The organism is Enterobacter sp. K510, from assembly GCF_055804875.1.
In genome coordinates this window covers 413,899-434,405 of record NZ_JBNRLQ010000001.1, presented here as the reverse complement: position 1 = coordinate 434,405, position 20,507 = coordinate 413,899, and the positions used below count along the sequence as shown (strand labels likewise).

Sequence of the window (20,507 nt, the reverse complement as noted above, 5' to 3'; positions counted from 1 at the left end):
TTTAACTTTAGGGATAAAGGAAAAGTGTACCTATGCAATTAAATAAATTAACCGCAGCGATGATATTGTCCTTCGCCGGACTGCCATCGCTGGCTTGTGCTGCAAACGTGACAGGAAATGACGACACCAACAGTTTTTCCGGGCTGGATGCCTGGATGATGATCTCAAAGGATAATGGCTATTCCTGGCAGGCCTATACCGACAGCAAGCAAAATAACTTCCCGGGTACGGTAGTGGGACTGGTGGCGCAGAAAGATGAACTGGCCATTATTTCGCACCCTTATGATCCAAACAGAACCTATCGTGGCGGCGAAAAAGTACGTTTCCTCGGCTATTACTGGACGGCGCAGTGGTGGGTTGATCAGGGGATTAGCCCCTCCACCGATCCGGTATGGAAAAAAGGCGATAAGGCCGAGTTTAATATCTATGCGCAATTCCAGTTCACGCCTTATACCGGCCAGAAAGCAAAAGATTTGCAGGCTACAGAAAAAGCAAAAGTGGCTGCACAGCGTAAAGTTATCGGTTATTTCCCGGAATGGGGCATTTATGATGCGCATAAGAACTTTACCCCGGATAAAATCGACTATTCCGGTCTGACGCATGTGAACTACGGCTTTGCAGTGGTGAAAGAAGGCCGGGTTACCACCCATGATAAAGAAAAAGGCCCGGATCTCATGCGCGATCTCGATCAGCGTACGGAAATGGCCGGCGTCACGCATATGATCTCCATCGGTGGCTGGACTAACTCCGCTGAGGGCGTATTTGAAGCGGCGACCGCTACCGATGCGAGCACCGAAACCCTGGCGGACAGCATGGTGTCCTATATGCGCACCTGGCGTTTCGACGGTATAGATGTTGACTGGGAATACCCGGATAGCGACGCTGAAAAAGCCCAGTTTACGAGGCTCATCCAGAAACTGCGCACTAAGCTGGACGCGGCAGGTTTACAGGATGATAAATATTATCAATTGTCGATTGCGACAACGACCAACCATAAAAATATCAAGTACATTAACCCGGAAGTTACCGTGCCGTTACTGGATAGCGTCAACGTGATGGCCTATGACATGCACGGTGCCTTTGATCCGATTACCGGACACAACGCGCCGCTTTATGCCAACAGTAAAGATGCCGATTTAAAACTCAATTCTTCCTCGGCGATGATGGAATACGCCAATACCTGGAAAGTACCGAAAGCGAAACTGATGATGGGCATTCCTTACTATGGGCGTGGCTGGGGTAATGTTGCGCCAACCGAAGTGGTGAAAGGTTTACCGGGCTTTATGGTGAGCGGCACTGCAACTGTGAAAGGTGCCTGGGATGACGCAGGGCAGTTTACCGGCACTAACCCCTGGTATGTGCTGAAAGAAAAACTGGCGAGCGGCGAATATAAGCGTTACTGGGATACGGAATCACACGTCCCTTATCTCTACAGTGCATCCAAACGCGAATTCCTGACCTATGACGATCCGCAGTCAGTGCAGGATAAAGTAAATTATATTCAGCAGCAGAATTTCGGCGGCGCGATCATCTGGGATCTGAGCGGTGATACGCCGGAACATGAGTTAGGCCATATTGTCGATGATATTCTGGACAATACCCAACCGGTACCGGGCAACGGCGTAAAAGCAACGCTGTTCAGGGATATGAAGTTCAAAGGCGCGAAGCTGGACGTAAAAGAGGACATTCCTTGTCTGACGAAGGTTTACGACTCTGCAAATCATTCAGCAAATGATATGACGTCTTCAATCAACGTCGGAGCAGACTCGTTAGGGATTACGATCTTTAGCAACTGCGAGTATACGGGCACTAAAACCATGATCCCGGAAACGGTAGAGGAAATGCCGTCGTGGTTAAACGATAAAACCTCTTCGGTAAAAGTGGTCAAAGCGCTGGCGTTTAAAGACACTGATTTTAGCGGCCTGAGTCTGACGGTTGAAGATGACATGCCTGCACTGACAGGTGATGTGAAATTCAACGATATGATCTCTTCCATTAAAGTGGCGGAAGGCTACTCGGTACGTCTGTATAGCGATACCGGTTACAGAGGCAAATATATTGAAGTGAAGGGCGGTCAAAACATAGCAAATATGAATTCCGTGAATATGAATAACAATGTGTCTTCCATTGGCGTAACTAAAACGAACTGATAACCGGCCCTTTTCTGTCCGGAAAAGGGCCGTTAAGCAGGATTTAAGACGCGTCCGGCAGCATATCGCCGGACGCTTTTTTCCACGCCTCTACCGCCGCAATTCGCCGACGGGTCAGCTCTTCACGAATGGCCGGGCCGCTAAAGCCTGCGTCAATCACTTCTTTATTCGTCACCTGTTGCGCCGCTTTCCAGGCCTCGCGCAACAGACGCCCCTGGTAATAATCCGTGGCTTCAAAAGTGGTTCTGCCGCGCACATCGGCTTCGCTGGTGAGCGCGATCTGCTCCACGCGCTGCGGCTTGCGCCAGGCGTCGATGGCATCAAAGAGTTTAACGATGGTCTGCGGCTTTAGGATCGGCAGGGTGTGGATAAGATCGTGATATTCCGCCACCAGCTTCGCCAGATCGCGCAGTTCATTGGGCACTTTTAAGCGCGTGCAAAGGTTTTCCACCAGCCTCACACCCGCCGGGCCATGGCCGTGATGGCGCGGCCAGAGATGCTTCGGGGTTAAACCTTTGCCCAGGTCGTGACAGAGCGTGGCGAAACGCACATCCAGATCCGGGCTGAGCATCGCCGCCATGGATAAGGTCATCAGCACATGGATACCGGTGTCGATTTCCGGGTGCCACTTCGCCGGAGCGGGCACGCCAAACAAAATGTCGAGTTCCGGGAACAGCACTTTCAGCGCGCCGCACTCGCGCAGCACCATAAAATAGACCTGCGGATTACGGCTGCCGAGAGCGTTTTCCGTTTCCTTCCACACGCGTTCTGGCGTCAGGTGTTCCAGCTCACCGGCGGCAGTCATGTCGCGCATTAAGGCCAGGGTTTCATCGGCGATACGGAAACTCAAATGGGCGTAGCGGGCTGCAAAGCGCGCCACGCGCAGCACGCGCAGGGGATCTTCATTAAAAGCCGGGGAAACGTGGCGCAGCACACGCATTTTGAGATCGCTGAGGCCGTTATAGGGATCAATGATTGTGCCGTCATCATCCTGCGCCATGGCGTTAATCGTCAGATCGCGGCGCAGCAGATCCTGCTCCAGCGTGACGTCTGGCGCGGCATAGCAGCTAAAGCCGGTATAACCAAAACCGGATTTTCGCTCGGTACGCGCCAGCGCGTACTCTTCGTGAGATTTGGGATGCAGGAATACCGGAAAATCGCGGCCTACCTGCTGGTAGCCCGCGTCAAGCATCTCCTGCGGGGTGGCGCCGACCACCACCCAGTCTTTATCTTTAACCGGTAGCTTTAACAACGCATCCCGAACCGCACCACCGACCAGATAACTCTTCACACCGCTTCCCCATGGTTACATTCCCGTTAATGATACGTAACTCCGGGGAAGATGGCGAATCGGCGTCAGCTCATCCAGCGGTCTTTGCGTTTCCGGCTTGGGATCATGTGCGGTAACACCAGACCGAGCAGCAGGCCCGCGCCCAGCACGCCGCCGCCATACATAAACCACTGCATGATGATCGAACGCTGTTTGTCATCGATCTGAAGATTGGCGGCATCCACTTTCTTCTGCGCCACAATCAGTTCGTTTTTAAGCTTCTGGTTTTCCTGCTTCAGGCCGTTGATCACGCCGTCGCTCTGCGCCACTTTCTGCTGCATTTCAGCCGTGCGCTGATTCCAGGTGTTGTCAATGTTAGTCAGTTTATCGGTCAGGGTTTTGACCTGGTTTTCCAGATCCGGTACGCGGGTGCGCAGGCTGGGAGTGCTGTTCAGTTCTTTTTGCGGGATCCATGCGGTGCGGCCACTGCTGTCACGCACCTGCGCATAATTGGTATTGTTGTCTGTCTGTAACAGGACAACTTCTTCACCGGCGTTCAGGGTACCCAGCAGGCGGTAATTATCACCCGGGCCGCTGCGTACCCAGGTGTTCAGTTCATCAGAAACGTAACGCTTTTCTTCGGCGTGAGCCACAGTAGTAACGCTAAGTGCGAATAAGGTCAGTCCTATCAGGCGTAATTTTGGCATCAGGCAGTCGTTAGTGTCATAAAAAGTGGAACGATAGTAGTGGCATCAGTCTGACGAGGCAAAGTATTCGGCATCAATAAGAATCATCCAGGTCAAACCTGCCACTTCTGCGAATTTTTCAGGCCGCCAATGTCTCACAGAATGGCAATTTGGCGCAAAATACTATCTACTGACAAACATCAAACGGGTAAGTTCGCCGAAATTTTCACTGTTGTGACATAACCATAAGTACAAGACCATGGCTCAAGAAATCGAATTAAAATTTATCGTTAATCCACAGAACGTAGAAACGCTGCGCAGCCACCTGCACACGCTGACCACTGAGCACGTTGCGCCGACAAAACTGCTCAATGTTTACTACGAAACGCCGGATAACTGGCTGCGTGGGCATGATATGGGGCTGCGCATTCGCGGCGTCGGCGATCGCTATGAAATGACGATGAAAATCGCCGGTCGTGTAGTGGGCGGGCTGCATCAGCGCCCGGAATATAACATCGACATTGATGGTCCGGAGCTTGATCTGGCGCGCTTCCCGGCGGAAGTCTGGCCGGAGGGCGGCTTGCCGGAGGATTTAGCCGCCCGCGTCAGCCCGCTGTTCAGCACCGATTTTGAGCGGGAAAAGTGGCTGGTGAATGTCGGCGACAGCCGCATTGAGATCGCCCTTGATCGTGGCGAAGTCAAAGCCGGCGAGTTTCAGGAGCCGATCTGCGAGCTGGAGCTCGAACTGCTGAGCGGCGAGCGTGACGACGTGCTGAAGCTGGCGCACCAGCTGGTGACGCAGTCCGGTCTGCGTCAGGGCAGCCTGAGCAAGGCAGCGCGCGGGTATCATCTGGCCGCAGGCAATGCCCCGCGCAAGATCAAACCTACCGGTATTCTGCCGGTGGTGCCAAAAGCCACCATTGAGCAGGGGCTTGAAGCCGCCCTCGAAATGGCGCTGGCGCAGTGGCAGTACCATGAAGAGCTGTGGGTGCGCGGCGAGGGCGCAGCGAAAGAGGAAGTGATGAAGGCGATCGCGCTGGTTCGTCACACGCTGACGCTGTTCGGCGGCATTGTACCGCGAAAAGCGAGCGCTCACTTACGTGATCTGCTGACCCGGACTGAAGCCACCATTACTTCTGCCGTATCCGCCGAAACCGCGGTGTATAGCCCCGAAACGGCGAAAGCGAAACTGGCGCTCACCGAGTGGCTGCTGACGCGCGGCTGGCGTCCTTTCCTGGATGCGAAAGGCGAGGCGAAAATCGGCGACTCGTTCAAGCGTTTTGCGGATACCCATCTTTCCCGCCACGCCGCCGAGCTGAGAACCACCTTTGCGCATCCGCTGGGCGATCGTTATCGCGACCAGCTGCCGCGCCTGTCTCGTGACATCGACAGCGTGCTGCTGATGTCCGGCTTTTATAATGAGGTGCAGGCTAAGGCGTGGATTGAGAACTGGCAGGGGCTGCTGCACGCCATCAAAACCGGCCAGCATATTGAAATTGAACATTTCCGCAACGAAGCCAACATGCAGGAACCGTACTGGCTGCACAGCGGGAAACGCTAACCCAGGCAAAGGATCACCGCGATGATGCCGCTTTCCTCATCCTTACAGCAACACTGGCAGACAGTAGTTGAACGTCTGCCCGACGCCTCCCTTAGCCCGCAGGCGAAGTCGGTGCTCACTTTCAGCGATTTTGTGTGCGACAGCCTTATCGCCCATCCTGACTGGCTGACGGCGCTTGAACATGAGCCCGTCAGAGCGGATGAGTGGCGGGAGTATGCCGGTCAGTTGCAGGCGACGCTGTCCGGGGTGCAGGATGAAGCCGCCCTGATGCGCGAGCTGCGTCTGTTTCGCCGCCGTATCATGGTGCGCATCGCCTGGGCGCAGGCGCTGTCGCAGATTTCGGATGAGGACATCCTGCAACAGCTGAGCGTGCTGGCGGAGACGCTCATCGTCGCCGCCCGCGACTGGCTGTATGACGCCTGCTGCCGTGAATGGGGCACGCCGTGCAGCCAGGAGGGGCAACCCCAGCCGATGCTGATCCTTGGGATGGGCAAACTCGGCGGCGGCGAGCTGAACTTCTCCTCGGATATCGATCTGATTTTTGCCTGGCCGGAAAACGGCGTGACCCGCGGCGGACGTCGCGAACTGGATAACGCGCAGTTCTTCACCCGGCTGGGGCAGCGGCTTATTAAAGTGCTCGACCAGCCCACGCAGGACGGCTTTGTCTATCGCGTGGATATGCGTCTGCGCCCCTTTGGCGACAGCGGACCGCTGGTGCTGAGCTTTGCCGCGCTGGAGGATTACTACCAGGAGCAGGGGCGCGACTGGGAGCGCTACGCGATGGTCAAAGCGCGCATTATGGGCGACAACGACGGCACCTATAGCAACGAACTGCGCGCCATGCTGCGGCCTTTTATCTTCCGTCGTTATATCGACTTCAGCGTCATCCAGTCGCTGCGTAACATGAAGGGCATGATCGCCCGCGAGGTGCGCCGCCGTGGCCTGAAGGACAACATCAAGCTGGGCGCGGGCGGTATCCGCGAAATCGAATTTATCGTGCAGGTGTTCCAGCTGATCCGCGGCGGGCGTGAGCCGTCGCTGCAATGCCGCGCGCTGCTGCCGACGCTGGCGGCCATTGACCAGCTGAATCTGTTGCCGCCCGGCGATGCGAACACTCTGCGTGCTGCCTATCTGTATCTGCGTCGTCTGGAAAACCTGTTGCAAAGCATCAACGATGAGCAGACCCAGACCCTGCCGGGGGACGATCTCAACCGCGCGCGGCTGGCGTGGGGGATGAACGCGCCGGACTGGGATGGGCTGACCCAAAGCCTGGCGACGCACATGGCGGCGGTGCGCCGGGTGTTTAACGAACTGATCGGCGACGATGAATCCGCATCCCCTGATGAACAGCTGTCTGAGCAGTGGCGCGAACTGTGGCAGGACGCGCTGCATGAAGAAGACACCACGCCGGGGCTGGCGCATCTGTCTGACGACGATCGCCGCCGCGTGGTGGCGCTGATCGCCGACTTCCGTAAAGAAATTGATAAACGCACCATCGGCCCGCGCGGTCGCCAGGTGCTCGATCACCTGATGCCGCACCTGCTGTGCGAGGTCTGCTCGCGGGATGACGCGCCGGTGCCGTTGTCACGCCTGACGCCGCTGCTGACCGGCATCGTCACTCGCACGACCTATCTGGAACTGCTGAGCGAATTTCCCGGCGCGCTCAAACACCTGATTTCCCTGTGCGCCGCCTCGCCGATGGTGGCGAGCAAACTGGCGCGTTATCCGCTGCTGCTGGATGAACTGCTGGATACCCGCACGCTGTATCAGCCGACGGCAATGGACGCCTATCGCGACGAGCTACGCCAGTATCTGCTGCGCGTGCCGGAAGAGGACGAAGAGCAACAACTGGAAGCGTTACGCCAGTTTAAGCAGGCGCAAATGCTGCGCGTGGCCGCCGGTGACATCGCCGGTACGCTGCCGGTGATGAAAGTGAGCGATCACTTAACCTGGCTGGCGGAGGCGATTATTGACGCCGTTGTTCAGCAGGCGTGGACGCAAATGGTGGCGCGTTACGGGCAACCGACTCATCTTCAGGATCGGGAAGGGCGCGGTTTTGCGGTGGTCGGCTACGGCAAACTCGGCGGCTGGGAGCTGGGTTACAGTTCCGATCTCGACCTGGTGTTTTTGCATGACTGCCCGGCAGAGGTGATGACCGATGGCGAGCGGGAAATTGATGGCCGCCAGTTCTACCTGCGCCTCGCCCAGCGCATTATGCACCTGTTCAGCACCCGCACCTCGTCGGGCATTCTCTATGAAGTGGACGCCCGTCTGCGTCCGTCCGGCGCGGCGGGAATGCTGGTCACAACTGCCGAAGCCTTTGCGGATTATCAGCAGCATGAAGCCTGGACGTGGGAGCATCAGGCGCTGGTGCGCGCCCGCGTGGTGTACGGCGATCCGCTGCTGAAAACCGCTTTCGACACCATTCGTCGCGAGGTGTTGATGACGCCGCGGGAAGGCGAAACCCTGCAAAAAGAGGTGCGCGAGATGCGCGAGAAAATGCGCGCGCATCTGGGGAATAAGCATAAGGATCGTTTTGATCTGAAAACCGATGAGGGCGGCATTACCGATATTGAGTTTATCACCCAGTATCTGGTGCTGCGCCACGCGTGCGACAAGCCAAAGCTGACGCGCTGGTCCGATAATGTGCGCATCCTTGAACTGCTGGCGCAGAACGACATCATGGATGACGACGAGGCGCAGGCGCTGACGCAGGCCTACACCACGCTGCGCGATGAGCTGCATCATCTGGCGTTGCAGGAACAACCTGGTCATGTGGCGCGGTCATGCTTTATGCAAGCCCGTCAGCAGGTCAGCGCCAGCTGGCAGAAGTGGCTGGTGGAACCGTGCGCTTAACCGCCAGTGTGGTATTATCGCGCGCAAAATTTTTGAAATTGCCTGGAGTCTGGAATGAAAGTAACGCTGCCAGAGTTTGAACGTGCAGGTGTCATGGTGGTCGGTGACGTCATGTTGGATCGCTACTGGTACGGCCCAACCAGCCGTATTTCACCGGAAGCGCCGGTGCCCGTCGTGAAAGTGGATACCATCGAAGAACGTCCAGGCGGCGCGGCGAACGTGGCGATGAACATCGCGTCCCTGGGGGCGAACTCGCGCCTGGTGGGCCTGACCGGCATCGACGATGCGGCGCGCGCGCTCAGCAAAACGCTGGCTGACGTTAACGTCAAATGCGATTTTGTTTCTGTACCCACGCATCCGACGATCACCAAACTGCGTGTACTGTCGCGTAACCAGCAGCTGATCCGCCTCGACTTTGAAGAAGGGTTTGAAGGTGTTGATCCTGAGCCGCTGCATGAGCGTATCAGCCAGGCGCTTGGCAACATTGGCGCGCTGGTGCTCTCTGATTACGCCAAAGGCGCGCTGACGACGGTGCAACAGATGATCAAACTGGCGCGCGATGCGGGCGTACCGGTACTCATCGATCCGAAAGGCACCGATTTTGAGCGCTACCGCGGTGCCACGCTGTTGACGCCGAACCTCTCCGAGTTTGAAGCGGTGGCAGGCAAGTGCAAAAGCGAAGAAGAGATCGTCGAGCGCGGCATGAAAATCATCGCCGACTTTGATTTCTCGGCGCTGCTGGTCACGCGCTCCGAGCAGGGCATGACGCTGCTGCAACCGGGTAAAGCACCGCTGCATATGCCGACCCAGGCGCAGGAAGTGTACGACGTTACCGGTGCCGGTGATACGGTCATTGGCGTGCTGGCGGCGACGCTGGCGGCAGGCAACACGCTGGAAGAGGCCTGCTATTTCGCTAACGCGGCAGCCGGTGTGGTGGTGGGGAAACTGGGTACTTCTACGGTATCCCCTATCGAGCTGGAAAACGCCGTGCGCGGTCGTTCAGAAACCGGCTTCGGCGTGATGAACGAAGAAGAGCTGAAACAGGCCGTGGCGGCCGCCCGCAAGCGTGGCGAAAAAGTGGTGATGACCAACGGCGTGTTCGATATTCTCCACGCGGGCCATGTCTCTTATCTGGCGAATGCCCGTAAGCTGGGGGATCGCCTGATTGTGGCGGTAAACAGCGATGCGTCCACGAAACGTCTGAAAGGGGAAACGCGGCCGGTAAACCCGCTCGAACAGCGCATGATCGTGCTGGGCGCGCTGGAAGCCGTGGACTGGGTGGTGTCCTTTGAAGAAGATACGCCGCAGCGCCTGATCGCCGGTATTCTGCCGGACCTGCTGGTAAAAGGCGGGGATTACAAGCCAGAACAGATCGCCGGTAGCGAAGAAGTGTGGGCGAATGGCGGGGAAGTGATGGTGCTCAATTTTGAAGATGGGTGTTCAACCACCAACATCATCAAAAAGATCCAGAAAGACAGCCAGTAAGACGAATTGCCCGGCAGCGCGACACTGGCCGGGCAGTGTCTTTTATTTCTGCACGTCCGTGTCGACATCTACCACGTCAACCGGCGGAATGGCCGGAGCCGGCTTCACTTCTTCTGTGGTGTGGCGATTTTCCAGATCGCTGATGCGTTGCTCCAGCAGCGCCAGCTTCTCGCGGGTGCGCAGCAGAACCTGAGTCTGCACATCGAATTCTTCACGGCTGACCAGATCGAGACGCGTCAGTTGCGATTGCAGCGTCTGACGGATTTTTTTCTCTACGTCTTCGCCAAACTCGCGAATGCCTTTCGGCATGGACTCGTGAACCTGACGGGCAATCTGTTCAATTTTCTTCGGGTCAATCATAGTCGTTCCCTGTTCGTGTGGGTAATAGCATACATTGTAGCGTGTTAAGCGCAGGGTTAAACCAGATTTGTTTACGCCGCGGGCATTGCCGCCAATAATCAATAGCGTTATAGTTATCGCGCTTATTCTCAGGGCGGGGCGAAATTCCCCACCGGCGGTAAATCGGCAGCTACGCCGAAAGCCCGCGAGCGCTTCAGATGCAAATCTGAAGGTCAGCAGATCCGGTGTAATTCCGGGGCCGACGGTTAGAGTCCGGATGGGAGAGAGTAACGATCCAGACGGGCGAGGCCCGTTCACGTTATTTTTTTGCCGCTGTGCGGTACTCCTAAGACTGCCCTGATTCTGGTAACCATAATGTTAATGAGGTTTTTTTACCATGAATCAGACGCTGCTTTCTTCTTTTGGCACTCCTTCTGAACGCGTTGAACTCGCGTTAACCGCACTGCGCGAAGGCCGTGGGGTAATGGTGCTTGACGACGAAGACCGTGAAAACGAAGGCGATATGATTTTCGCCGCCGAAACCATGACCGTTGAACAAATGGCGCTGACTATCCGTCACGGCAGCGGCATCGTATGCCTGTGCCTGACCGACGAGCACCGTAAACAGCTCGACCTGCCGATGATGGTCGAAAACAACACCAGCGCTTACGGCACCGGTTTTACCGTGACCATCGAAGCCGCGCATGGCGTGACCACCGGCGTTTCTGCCGCTGACCGCATCACCACTATTCGCGCTGCTATCGCCGATGGCGCGAAGCCGTCCGATCTTAACCGTCCGGGCCACGTATTCCCGCTGCGCGCGCAGCCGGGCGGCGTGCTGACCCGTGGTGGTCACACCGAAGCGACCATCGATCTGGTGTCGCTGGCCGGGTTTAAACCCGCAGGCGTGCTCTGTGAACTGACCAATGATGATGGCACCATGGCCCGCGCGCCGGAGTGCATTGCCTTTGCGCAGCAGCACAACATGGCGGTTGTCACCATTGAAGATCTGGTGGCCTACCGTCGTGAGCATGAGCGTAAAGCCAGCTAAGCGTTAAGAAGCCAAATAAAAAATCCGAAGTCAGTCACCTGGCTTCGGATTTTTGCATTTTAACGCTCCGCTATTTTGCGCGGCTCAGCTTTATTCCCCAGGCAACACTCATAATTACCAGCAGGATAAAGCAGGTACCAAACGCCAGCAGGCAGGCCTGCGCCATGTTCATGAAATGCCACGGCGGGATCAGATACCAGCCTTCCGACTGCTGATACAGATCGATAAACCATTTCTGCACGCTGCTCAGGGTCACGCCATCCGGTACTACGGGCGCATCATAACCGCAGTCGCCGGTGGGTTTAAACCACTCCGGCGCCCAGGACGCCAGCGGCAAATTAAACGGAAAGGTGGGTTCCGTTGAGCATCCCTGAACGCCAAAAAGCGCGTCCGGATCCGGGTTATGCACCGCGTAATGAATGCCGTTCAGCTTGATGGCATATTTCATCCCTATGATGCTGCCGTAAAACGCCGCCACGCAGCCCGTTAACTTCAGCACAAGGTTTTTAGGGTTAATGGCCGCGACTATCCCCCCGAATACCATCACGAACATGGCGAAACGGATATAAACGCACTGCTCGCAGGGAGCCATGTAGAGATAGATCTGGAAAAACGAATGCGCCAGAACGATCAGCCCACCCATGGCAGCCACCATTAACAGCCATAAAAAGCGCGTCTCCTGCCAGCGGACTAAGGTGTCCACCGGCGAGGTTTTTAGCGAGCGCCATAATCCCTTAAGGAAATTCATAGGCACTATCCCTGTTTAGCCGCCAGCTCTTTGATGAGTTCAGCCATGGAGTCGATGGATTTTATATTTTTGGTGTAGATAAGATATTTACCGTTCACCACGTAAGCCGGAACGCCCTGGATTTTGGCCACCTCATAGCTGGCTTTCCAGCGTTCATACAGTGCCTGCACCTCTGGCGTTTTCACCGCCTCGTCAAATTGCGCGCGCGTCATGCCTACCGCATCCAGCCCGGTTTTCAGGAAATCATCGGCACCGCCGTCCCAGCGCTCTTTCTTATCGTGATAGGCCTGGTAGTAAGCAAATTTCGCCTTTTTAAACAGCGACTTCTCATCTAACAGCGACGTACCCGCCGCCTGGTCTTTCAGGATCAAAATGGCAAATAATTCGCTGGCCTGTTTGCCGTATTTCCCTTTGGTTTCCAGATGGAAGGGGGTAAATGCAGCCACATCAGCGACTTTTTCAGAAACCGGGCCGGTGACGGCTTTGTCATATTTATAACAAAACGGGCAGTCGTAGCTGAAAACCTTAATTAAGGTTTTATCGGCATTGGGGATCGGTTTTTCCAGCACCTGATAATCCGTGCCTTCCGTAAACGCCGATGCCATAAAGGGCATCATGAGCGCGGATAACACCACTGCGCTACGCAGCAGAGCCTTAAGATATTTAGTCAGCATAATCATTCCTTAATTAACAGATAAAATGCAGCGCATCACTTAAACATATTCTGCGGATGCATCATCAGCGCGCGATAATGAGTCTGGTTAGGTTTGTCAGATAACACATCAATTTCGACTTTAACTTCTTTGGTCTTATAGTCGATTTCATTCAGCTTACCGATAGTGGGCTGACCGACGTCAAACAGGTGAATGGAACCACTGAAGCCGAACATAGTGTCACGGTCTTTCTGATATTCAATGACCGAGGTGATGGGGCTGTAAAAATCATATCCCCGATCTTTGCCGTATTCCCACACTTGCTGCACCGTCATGTTTTTCTCGTCAATTTTGTATTCCACAAAGCGCGAGTATTTCATGGTGGGCAGAGCGGGTTGCTCCAGACCACGGCCATCGCCATTATCAAAGACCGTCAGGGTGCCTTTGCTGGACAACCAGGCGGTATGCTGGGTATAAGCGAAATCAAAATCGGTATTCTGGCACTTGCCGTTTTCATCGCAGGTGAGCGGTTTGCCATCTTTCCCCACGGGTTTCAGCAAGTTAGGCGCAAGCTTTTCGTTCCAGCCTTTTGACGGCGCGAGGATCCATTTCACCTGCTTGTCCCGCCCGATTTTCACCACGCCCTGATGACGGGAGGAGAGAATAATCGAGTCATCTTTGGCATCGTAGGCAATGGAGTTCACGTGCGCCCAGTTGCGGCCCGGCCCCACGCCTAACGCATCGCCATAGGGCGTATCAGGCTCCAGCTTCGCCTGCTGCCCGGCATGTTTCAGGTCGACGTTAACGCATACCGCCCCGGCGTCCAGCGCGCCCAGCAGACTGTCGCGCAGGGGATCGAGGATTTTATTCAGATCCCAGACGTCAAGGACGCGTCCGGACTTGTCCACTTCGATGATGTGATCGCGAATGGTGTGAACATGCAGCCCGTCATCGCGCTTGTAGTTGCGTTTGCCCACGCGCAGTAACACGGTGCCTTTAGGCGTTTCCAGCGACTCGTGGGTGGCGTCCAGGAAGCCGCGCGGTAATTTATGATCTTCCAGCACCTGGCCGAGCATATCGAATTCATACCAGTGCTGACCCTGCACCGCCGTAAAGGTGCCGCGCGGCGTTTCGCGGATCCCCATCAGATAGCCGCGTTTATTAATATCGACATCTTTGCCGTCATAGAGCGCGTCCTGCTCCAGCCACCAGCGGTATTCCCCCTGGGTGTCCACTACAAAAGTGAAGGGGGCAATATCGAACGGCAGCGCGCCGCCTGCGGGACCGGCATCAAGGATCCCCGCATTTTTATCTTTTTCGCCATGCCAGTGCAGATCGGAACCCTGCGGCGTAAAGGTGTGGGTATTCACCATATAAAGGCGATCTTCAAAACCGGGAGCGACTTTAATCACTTTGGTTTGTTGCAGATCGCTGAAGGAACGGTTATCGACATAATGGTTCACGATAGCGGATGTCGTAATAACGTAATCCTCTTTTACGGGTTTACCGTTTTCTTTGTACTCCACCGTGACCTTATTATTGTATTTTTGATATAAGCCAAAAACTGGAATGCCGTCGTAATTCCTGAGTGACGCGGCACCCACGGCATAGCTGATGGGGACGCCTTTTTCCCCTTTGCCATGCACCGTAACTTTCACATCGGAAATGTTATGGCTGTCGAGGGAAATTAACGCGGTGAGCGGGGCATTACCGTAGGGGTCGACAATGACTGAACCTAATTTTCCTGCCGGTGGCGCAGGCTGAAATCCGGCGGCGAGGGAACTGGCGGTTGTCAGGCTAAAGGATAATGCCATGCCAGCGATTAACAGCTTCTGGTAGGGTTTGAGCATAATAAAATTCCTTTTTTGACGACTTTAATCATTCATAATAAATATGATTTTGCCGTTTATTGAGCGGAGTTATACTTTCATGATTAATAGCGATACCGAATCTGTGGTGAGTAATAATATGTATGAACTGCGCATTAATAATAAGCCTGTGCGTGCGCGGGTAAATCATCCTGATAAAATTATGTGAGCCGCTTCCATAGCTTTTATTTTTAAGAATATATAAAGATGTTTATTGCTGTTAGCAGGTGTTTGTATGATCGGTATCAGTTTATAAGCGTAAAAGTCTGTCACTATGAGAAAATATGCGCGTCGAAAGCCTCCGCGCGAAAGCAGATTATCAGGAGAGTATAAATGTTTATCCCATGGTACTGGCTGGTGATCATCGGCGTGGCAATCCTGGGCTACGTCTGTCATATAAAACGCTACTGCGCCGCCTACCGGCAGGACAGAGACGCCCTGCTGGCAGGGCTGCAAAAGCTCAGCCAGAGTAAAAAAGGAAAAGAGGGGAAAGCTGCCGGACAGCCTCCGGCAGCCGCAGAGAAAGACGCTTAGCCCACGCCCAGAAACTGTAGCAGCACCAGGCTCAGGCCCATCACCGACATGCCGCACAGCACGCCGTAGCTGGGGTTGTTGTTGGGGTCGATCTCTTTTGCCAGCGGCATCAGCTCATCCACCGACAGAGCGACCATAATACCCGCCACCGCCGCCATGATTGCCGCCATCAGTAGCGGTGAAAGCAGGCTGCCGAGGATCAGCCACGCCAGCACGCCGCCGAGGATCTCCGCCAGTCCCGAGATACCCGCCCAGAAAATGGCGGTACGCTTAGAGCCGGTGGCGGCATAAACCGGCCCGGCCACCGCCAGCCCTTCAGGAATATTGTGCAGCGCCACGGCCAGCGCGATACCAAAGCCGAGTTCAAGGTTGTTACTCGCCGTCACATAGGTGGCGATCCCTTCCGGAAAGTTGTGCAGGCTGATGCCAAGGGTCAGCAGGATCGCCGTGCGCCTGAGGTTACGCGGCAATGGCTCGCCTTCTGTGGCGGGCAGCAGATCCTGCGGATGGGCATGAGGCAGCAGGCGATCGAGGCCAAAGTAGCCGAGCAGGCCGACGATAAACATGCCGTAGCCGAGAACAGGCGGCATATCCGGCGTGGCTAAGGCCGCAGGCAGCATCTCCATCAAAGAAATTAACAGCATGATGCCCGCGGCAAAACCCAGTGAAAAAGCCAGCACGCGATTGGAGGGCTTCTGGCCCATCACGCCGAGAATGGCGCCAATAAAGGTGGCCGCGCCAGCCAGTAAAGTCAGGATCAAGGGAACTGACATTAACAACTCCTTGTGATAATCATTCTCATTTATGTTAATGAGGATTTACCGCCAACGCGAGCGGGTCATTCGTCCTTTACGCATTTCTTACATTCAAAATTCCTGATGATCTTCATCATGGTTATCTGCGTTTATCCGCAACGGAAACAGCGTAAGGTAAAGGCATATTATTTCCCGCCTTTGTAAGGATATGACCATGTCAGCACCGCGTATGCCAGCACTATTTTTAGGTCACGGCAGTCCAATGAATGTTCTTGAAGATAACATTTACACCCGTACCTGGCAGCATCTTGGCGAGACGCTGCCGCGTCCGAAAGCCATCGTGGTGATCTCTGCACACTGGTTTACCCGCGGCACCGGCGTGACGGCTATGGCGGAGCCAAAGACCATTCATGATTTTGGCGGTTTTCCGCAGGCGCTGTATGACACCCATTATCCGGCCCCCGGCTCACCTGCGCTGGCGCAGCAACTGGTGGATCTGTTAGCGCCGATCCCGGTGACGCTGGATCAGGAAGCCTGGGGTTTTGACCACGGCTCCTGGGGCGTGCTGATCAAGATGTACCCGCAGGCGGATATTCCGATGGTGCAGCTCAGCCTCGACAGCACCAAACCGGCGGCCTGGCATTACGAACTGGGGCGCAAGCTCGCCACGCTGCGCGATCAGGGCATCATGCTGGTGGCCAGCGGCAACGTGGTGCATAACCTGCGCACGGCGCGCTGGCACGGCGAAAACACGCCTTATCCGTGGGCCGTCTCATTTAACGATTATGTGAAGGATAATCTGACCTGGAAAGGGCCGACGGAGCAGCATCCGCTGGTGAATTATCTTGATCATGAAGGCGGTTCGCTGTCGAACCCGACGCCGGATCACTTCCTGCCGCTGCTCTACGTGCTGGGCGCGTGGGACGGCCAGGAGCCGGTCACTATTCCGGTGGAAGGTCTGGAAATGGGCTCGATCAGTATGCTGTCGGTACAGATAGGGTAAACAAAAAACCCGGTAAGCAGAACGCCACCGGGTTTTGATTATTCCACAAAAATATGCGGATAGAAGCGCGACAGATCCTGGGTGATCAACGCCCGATCTTCGCGAATGCCGATCCCCGCAGGTTGATCGTTGATAAGCCAGCTGCCAATCAGCACATAGCTGTCGCCGAATTTCGGCAGCGGACAGAACTCCTGCACAATCATGCCTTCTTCGCCGTACGGGCCTTCCGCCTGCTCAATGGTTTGACCGTTTTCAATGATCGACACATTTGCGCCTTCGCGGGAGAAAATTGGCTTCACCACGTACTTTTCAGGCGTCGGATGCTCGTCTTCGGCAAACCAGGCGGGCAGCAGATTTGGATGATCCGGGAACATCTCCCACAGCATCGGTAACAGCGCTTTATTGGAAATAATACTTTTCCACGCCGGCTCCAGCCAGCGGACGCCAGCGTCTTCCAGCTTGGTGGAGAACATTTCGCGCAGCATGTATTCCCAGGGATAAAGCTTGAACAGATTGCTGATCACCTGATCCTGCAAATCGCTGAACTGGCCCTTTTCACCGAGGCCAATGTCTTCCATATAGAGGAATTCGGTGGCGATACCGGCTTCGGCGGCGCAGTCCTGCAAATATTGCACGGTGCCGCGATCTTCCACGGTATCCCGGCAGCAGGCCATGTGCAGCAGGTTAAAACCATACTGGTCGCGCAGCTCGCCGAAGCGCTCGATCAGCTTTTCCTGCAGGCTGTTGAACTGATCGCTACCGGCGGGAAGATTGCCGGCATTCAGCTGATCTTCAAGCCACAGCCACTGGAAAAACGCCGCTTCATACAGCGAGGTCGGCGTATCGGCGTTGTTCTCCAGCAGTTTAGGATCGCCCACGCCGTCCCATGCCAGATCGAGGCGGGAGTAAAGCGAGGGTTGCTGCGTTTGCCAGGACTGGCGCACAAAGCCCCAGGTGTGTTTAGGAATGCGGAATTTGGTCATCAGCGCATCGCTGGCAATCACCTTTTCCACCACCTTCAGGCACATCTGGTGCAGTTCCGCCGTGACATCTTCCAGCTTCTCAACCTGTGCGAGGGTGAGCTTGTAGTAGGCGTCTTCACACCAGTACGGCTCGCCGTACATGGTGTGGAAGTTAAAGCCGTACTCGGTGGCCTTTTCGCGCCAGTCCGGGCGCTCAACAATACTGATTCTTTCCATGCGTATCAGCCGCCCATTGAGCGTGAAGAGGTACCGGCAGCGCTGCGCTGCATGGTGGATTGTTTAGCGACTGATTCGCCGAACCCGCCGCGGGTCACGGTGGTTGTGGTGGCCGGTTTAGGGGCCAGCGCGGTTTTCGGCACGGTAGCGGTACGGCCTGGCTGTGCGGCGCCGTAGCCTTTACCGGAGGCATCGGTGTACTGGCCATAAGCCGGGCTGGCCGGGTTGCGTGAGGTAAACAGCGGCTGTTGCGCGAAGCCTGCGCCGCCGCCCATCAGACGACCCATCATATAACCCGCCATCAGCGGCATCCAGAAGCTGCCGCTTTGCTGGGTTTGCGCCTGGTTTTCCGGGGCCATGCCTGCCTGAGCAGGGGCCTGCTGGCACTGGCCTTCGCCAAATTCAGCCACGCAATCTTCGCGCGTGGCGTATTTCGGCGCGGTGCGCTCGGCTTCTTTTTTCGCGTTATTAAAGGCAGTGGTACATTCCGCACTTTTGCCCGGGTTGGCGCTGGTGCAGTCGTCCGCATTTTGATACATGGATACCGTTTCGTCGCTTTGTTCGCAGCCTGCCAGCATAAACACGGCAGTGACGGCAAAGGCGACCGGCGTCAGGTGGCGTGCGCTCCAGCTTTTGCGGAACGTCGCATGATTAATCGTTTTTGTCCGTTTCATAGATGTCTTCCAGAACCCAGAGTTACAGCAAGGTGAATAATGCTCAGGATAGAGGATGAGTGGTCGAAAATGAAGCGCGATCGGGCCGGAACGGGTGGTGAAGAGGGATCTTTACGTTGTCTTACGTTGAAATGGGGGCTGACGCCCCCATTGAACAGATTAACGGCTAAACGGATTAGCGCCGCTACGTGAACTGTTGGTTGCCACAGGGGCGTCAGCGGTGGTCGCGGACTGTGCGTCGGCGGCGATGTTCTGCACGCGCGCATCCTGCTGTGGATTTTCCGGCGCCACGGCTTCAGGCGTGGTGGAGGTCGGTTTACCCAGCGTGCTGTTCAGCGCCAGCAGATCCTGCTCGTTCAGCGTACCGAGGGCGGATTTAATATTCAGCTGGTTGATCAGATAGTTATAACGCGCGCTGGAAAGCTGCTGCTTGGCGTTATACAGCGCCGTGGTGGCGTCCAGCACATCGACGATGGTACGCGTACCCACGGAGTAACCCGCTTCGCTCGCATCCAGAGAACTTTGCGCAGAAACCACGGCCTGCTCATAAGCCTTGATGCTGCTGATGGACGCGTTAACGTTGTTAAAGGAGGAACGAACGTTCTGTACCACGCTGCGGTGCGCGGTTTCGAGCTGCTCGCTGGCGCCAACGAAGTTGTACTGCGCCTGCTTCACCTGTGAGTTAACCATTCCGCCCTGGAAAATCGGCAGAGAGAAGTTCAGGCCTACTTTGTTCTGACCAACGTTGCTGTCATCAAACTGCGCATTGTTGGTTTTAGAACCGCTGTACGAGGTATCAGACACGCCGGTAGAGGCGGTGAGATCCAGGGTCGGCAAATGGCCGTCCTGCGCCTGGCGGATCTGCTCACGCGCCAGGTCCTGATTCAGACGCGCCTGCAACAGCGACAGGTTGCGGTTTTCCGCTTCTTTCAGCAGGGCATTGACCGGCTGCGGCTTGTCAGTTTTGAAGTTATCGACGTTCAGGGAAGCCAGTTCCGGATAGTAGTTACCGGTGACCTGGCGCAGCTGCTCAACGGCGTTATCCAGATTGTTGCGTGCGGTGACTTCATTCGCCAGTACGGTGTCGTACTGTGAACGGGCGTTCTGCACGTCGGTAATGGCAACCAGGCCAACGTTAAAACGCTGCGTTGTCTGATCGAGCTGGCGATAGATCGCCTGTTTCTGTGCTTCGGTGTAAGAGAGCGAATCAATGGCGCTCAACACGTTGAAGTAAGCGGTGGCGGTATTGAGAATCAACGTCTGCTGGTCAGTCTGGAAGGTCACATCCTGGATACCAGCGGCTTTTTCCTGCAGCGTCAGCGCGCGCCACTTTGACATGTCAAACAGGGTTTGTGTAAGTTGCAAAGAGGCGCTGGTGGCATTGGAGTTCACACCATTGCTGTCGCGGAAGCCATTGCTGTAGGTGTAATCCGCACCCAAACCCAGCTGTGGCAGTAACGGGCTGCGTGCTTCGTTGATTTTCTCGAATGCGGCATCACGGTCTGCTGCCGACCTGCGCAGTTCCGGGTTGCTTAAACGCGCCTGCTTATAAACCTGCAACAGGTTTTCTGCCTGGCTCATGGCGCTGAAACCTGCAAGGCTCAGGCCGATTAGGATGGGGAGCAATTTCTTCATTTGCATTCCTTGTTGTGAAGCATGATATAGCGCTGATCAA

General features: G+C 55.6%; 17 protein-coding genes and 1 riboswitch. Of the genes, 7 read left to right on the top strand and 10 right to left on the bottom strand.

Translation table 11 applies throughout. From position 1 onward, the window contains the following. Window positions 1–32: 32 nt before the first annotated feature. Window positions 33–2,150: a glycosyl hydrolase family 18 protein gene (locus ACQUTD_RS01975; protein WP_473274557.1), complete on the top strand. Its 2,118-nt coding sequence runs from the start codon at window positions 33–35 to the stop codon at window positions 2,148–2,150. Window positions 2,151–2,193: 43 nt separating this feature from the next. Here ACQUTD_RS01975 and ACQUTD_RS01970 read toward each other — a convergent pair whose 3' ends face one another. Then, a complete protein-coding gene (locus ACQUTD_RS01970; protein WP_473274558.1) occupies window positions 2,194–3,441 on the bottom strand; it encodes a multifunctional CCA addition/repair protein in 1,248 nt (415 codons plus the stop codon). A 65-nt stretch (window positions 3,442–3,506) separates the two neighbouring features. Next, complete coding sequence (locus ACQUTD_RS01965) at window positions 3,507–4,127, bottom strand: TIGR04211 family SH3 domain-containing protein (protein WP_072569727.1); 621 nt, start codon at window positions 4,125–4,127, stop codon at window positions 3,507–3,509. A 238-nt stretch (window positions 4,128–4,365) separates the two neighbouring features. On the opposite strand from ACQUTD_RS01965, the gene ACQUTD_RS01960 reads away from it, so the two are divergent. The 3 genes from ACQUTD_RS01960 to hldE are packed head-to-tail and all read left to right on the top strand — an operon-like array spanning window position 4,366 to window position 10,008. After that, a complete protein-coding gene (locus tag ACQUTD_RS01960) occupies window positions 4,366–5,667 on the top strand; it encodes a CYTH domain-containing protein (RefSeq protein ID WP_473274561.1) in 1,302 nt (433 codons plus the stop codon). A gap of 21 nt (window positions 5,668–5,688) precedes the next feature. Beyond that, on the top strand, window positions 5,689–8,523 hold the full coding sequence (gene glnE, locus ACQUTD_RS01955; RefSeq protein ID WP_473274562.1) for a bifunctional [glutamate--ammonia ligase]-adenylyl-L-tyrosine phosphorylase/[glutamate--ammonia-ligase] adenylyltransferase: 2,835 nt from the start codon (window positions 5,689–5,691) through the stop codon (window positions 8,521–8,523). A gap of 54 nt (window positions 8,524–8,577) precedes the next feature. Beyond that, on the top strand, window positions 8,578–10,008 hold the full coding sequence (gene hldE / locus ACQUTD_RS01950; protein WP_473274564.1) for a bifunctional D-glycero-beta-D-manno-heptose-7-phosphate kinase/D-glycero-beta-D-manno-heptose 1-phosphate adenylyltransferase HldE: 1,431 nt from the start codon (window positions 8,578–8,580) through the stop codon (window positions 10,006–10,008). A gap of 42 nt (window positions 10,009–10,050) precedes the next feature. Here the strand turns inward: hldE and ubiK are convergent, their stop codons facing one another. After that, window positions 10,051–10,368 (bottom strand): ubiquinone biosynthesis accessory factor UbiK, encoded by a 318-nt coding sequence (gene ubiK, locus ACQUTD_RS01945; protein WP_072569730.1) that lies wholly within the window; start codon window positions 10,366–10,368, stop codon window positions 10,051–10,053. 120 nt (window positions 10,369–10,488) lie between these two features. Beyond that, window positions 10,489–10,640: riboswitch (FMN riboswitch) on the top strand. Window positions 10,641–10,744: 104 nt separating this feature from the next. On the opposite strand from ubiK, the gene ribB reads away from it, so the two are divergent. After that, entirely contained in the window at window positions 10,745–11,398 is a 654-nt protein-coding gene (gene ribB, locus ACQUTD_RS01940) for a 3,4-dihydroxy-2-butanone-4-phosphate synthase (protein ID WP_072569731.1), read from the top strand. Between the two features lie 70 nt (window positions 11,399–11,468). Here ribB and dsbI read toward each other — a convergent pair whose 3' ends face one another. The 3 genes from dsbI to ACQUTD_RS01925 are packed head-to-tail and all read right to left on the bottom strand — an operon-like array spanning window position 11,469 to window position 14,649. Beyond that, entirely contained in the window at window positions 11,469–12,146 is a 678-nt protein-coding gene (gene dsbI / locus ACQUTD_RS01935) for a protein-disulfide oxidoreductase DsbI (protein ID WP_318375606.1), read from the bottom strand. A gap of 5 nt (window positions 12,147–12,151) precedes the next feature. Continuing rightward, window positions 12,152–12,820 (bottom strand): DsbA family protein, encoded by a 669-nt coding sequence (locus ACQUTD_RS01930; protein ID WP_473274567.1) that lies wholly within the window; start codon window positions 12,818–12,820, stop codon window positions 12,152–12,154. Window positions 12,821–12,855: 35 nt separating this feature from the next. Further along, entirely contained in the window at window positions 12,856–14,649 is a 1,794-nt protein-coding gene (locus ACQUTD_RS01925; RefSeq protein WP_473274569.1) for an aryl-sulfate sulfotransferase, read from the bottom strand. Between the two features lie 351 nt (window positions 14,650–15,000). Here ACQUTD_RS01925 and ACQUTD_RS01920 point away from each other — a divergent pair, with 351 nt between their 5' ends. Then, entirely contained in the window at window positions 15,001–15,201 is a 201-nt protein-coding gene (locus tag ACQUTD_RS01920) for a hypothetical protein (RefSeq protein ID WP_473274570.1), read from the top strand. Here ACQUTD_RS01920 and zupT read toward each other — a convergent pair. Further along, window positions 15,198–15,974, bottom strand: a complete 777-nt coding sequence (gene zupT / locus ACQUTD_RS01915) for a zinc transporter ZupT (RefSeq protein ID WP_318363462.1) — start codon at window positions 15,972–15,974, stop codon at window positions 15,198–15,200. The two genes, ACQUTD_RS01920 and zupT, sit on opposite strands and share 4 nt — an antisense overlap. 196 nt (window positions 15,975–16,170) lie before the next feature. Between zupT and ygiD the strand changes: the two genes are divergently transcribed. Next, window positions 16,171–16,959, top strand: coding sequence for a 4,5-DOPA-extradiol-dioxygenase (gene ygiD, locus ACQUTD_RS01910; RefSeq protein WP_072569737.1), 789 nt, complete (start codon window positions 16,171–16,173; stop codon window positions 16,957–16,959). Window positions 16,960–16,997: 38 nt separating this feature from the next. Here the strand turns inward: ygiD and ACQUTD_RS01905 are convergent, their stop codons facing one another. The 3 genes from ACQUTD_RS01905 to tolC all read right to left on the bottom strand — a co-directional run bounded on the left by ACQUTD_RS01905 (window position 16,998) and on the right by tolC (window position 20,467). Continuing rightward, window positions 16,998–18,158, bottom strand: a complete 1,161-nt coding sequence (locus tag ACQUTD_RS01905; RefSeq protein ID WP_318363463.1) for a glutathionylspermidine synthase family protein — start codon at window positions 18,156–18,158, stop codon at window positions 16,998–17,000. A 5-nt stretch (window positions 18,159–18,163) separates the two neighbouring features. Beyond that, on the bottom strand, window positions 18,164–18,832 hold the full coding sequence (locus tag ACQUTD_RS01900) for a DUF1190 family protein (protein WP_072569739.1): 669 nt from the start codon (window positions 18,830–18,832) through the stop codon (window positions 18,164–18,166). A gap of 159 nt (window positions 18,833–18,991) precedes the next feature. Further along, the gene (gene tolC / locus ACQUTD_RS01895; RefSeq protein WP_072569740.1) at window positions 18,992–20,467 is read right to left on the bottom strand and encodes an outer membrane channel protein TolC; all 1,476 of its coding nucleotides are present in this window, start codon (window positions 20,465–20,467) and stop codon (window positions 18,992–18,994) included. Between the last annotated feature and the right edge of the window lie 40 nt (window positions 20,468–20,507).

Excerpts from the sequence above, each read along its gene's own strand:
- ACQUTD_RS01960 (WP_473274561.1), top strand. The coding sequence starts at position 4,366 with ATGGCTCAAGAAATCGAATTAAAATTTATCGTTAATCCACAGAACGTA.
- ACQUTD_RS01905 (WP_318363463.1), bottom strand. The coding sequence starts at position 18,158 with ATGGAAAGAATCAGTATTGTTGAGCGCCCGGACTGGCGCGAAAAGGCC.
- ACQUTD_RS01900 (WP_072569739.1), bottom strand. The coding sequence starts at position 18,832 with ATGAAACGGACAAAAACGATTAATCATGCGACGTTCCGCAAAAGCTGG.
- ACQUTD_RS01925 (WP_473274569.1), bottom strand. The coding sequence starts at position 14,649 with ATGCTCAAACCCTACCAGAAGCTGTTAATCGCTGGCATGGCATTATCC.
- hldE (WP_473274564.1), top strand. The coding sequence starts at position 8,578 with ATGAAAGTAACGCTGCCAGAGTTTGAACGTGCAGGTGTCATGGTGGTC.
- ACQUTD_RS01920 (WP_473274570.1), top strand. The coding sequence starts at position 15,001 with ATGTTTATCCCATGGTACTGGCTGGTGATCATCGGCGTGGCAATCCTG.
- ACQUTD_RS01965 (WP_072569727.1), bottom strand. The coding sequence starts at position 4,127 with ATGCCAAAATTACGCCTGATAGGACTGACCTTATTCGCACTTAGCGTT.
- ACQUTD_RS01975 (WP_473274557.1), top strand. The coding sequence starts at position 33 with ATGCAATTAAATAAATTAACCGCAGCGATGATATTGTCCTTCGCCGGA.
- ACQUTD_RS01930 (WP_473274567.1), bottom strand. The coding sequence starts at position 12,820 with ATGCTGACTAAATATCTTAAGGCTCTGCTGCGTAGCGCAGTGGTGTTA.
- ubiK (WP_072569730.1), bottom strand. The coding sequence starts at position 10,368 with ATGATTGACCCGAAGAAAATTGAACAGATTGCCCGTCAGGTTCACGAG.
- tolC (WP_072569740.1), bottom strand. The coding sequence starts at position 20,467 with ATGAAGAAATTGCTCCCCATCCTAATCGGCCTGAGCCTTGCAGGTTTC.
- glnE (WP_473274562.1), top strand. The coding sequence starts at position 5,689 with ATGATGCCGCTTTCCTCATCCTTACAGCAACACTGGCAGACAGTAGTT.
- dsbI (WP_318375606.1), bottom strand. The coding sequence starts at position 12,146 with ATGAATTTCCTTAAGGGATTATGGCGCTCGCTAAAAACCTCGCCGGTG.
- ribB (WP_072569731.1), top strand. The coding sequence starts at position 10,745 with ATGAATCAGACGCTGCTTTCTTCTTTTGGCACTCCTTCTGAACGCGTT.
- ygiD (WP_072569737.1), top strand. The coding sequence starts at position 16,171 with ATGTCAGCACCGCGTATGCCAGCACTATTTTTAGGTCACGGCAGTCCA.
- zupT (WP_318363462.1), bottom strand. The coding sequence starts at position 15,974 with ATGTCAGTTCCCTTGATCCTGACTTTACTGGCTGGCGCGGCCACCTTT.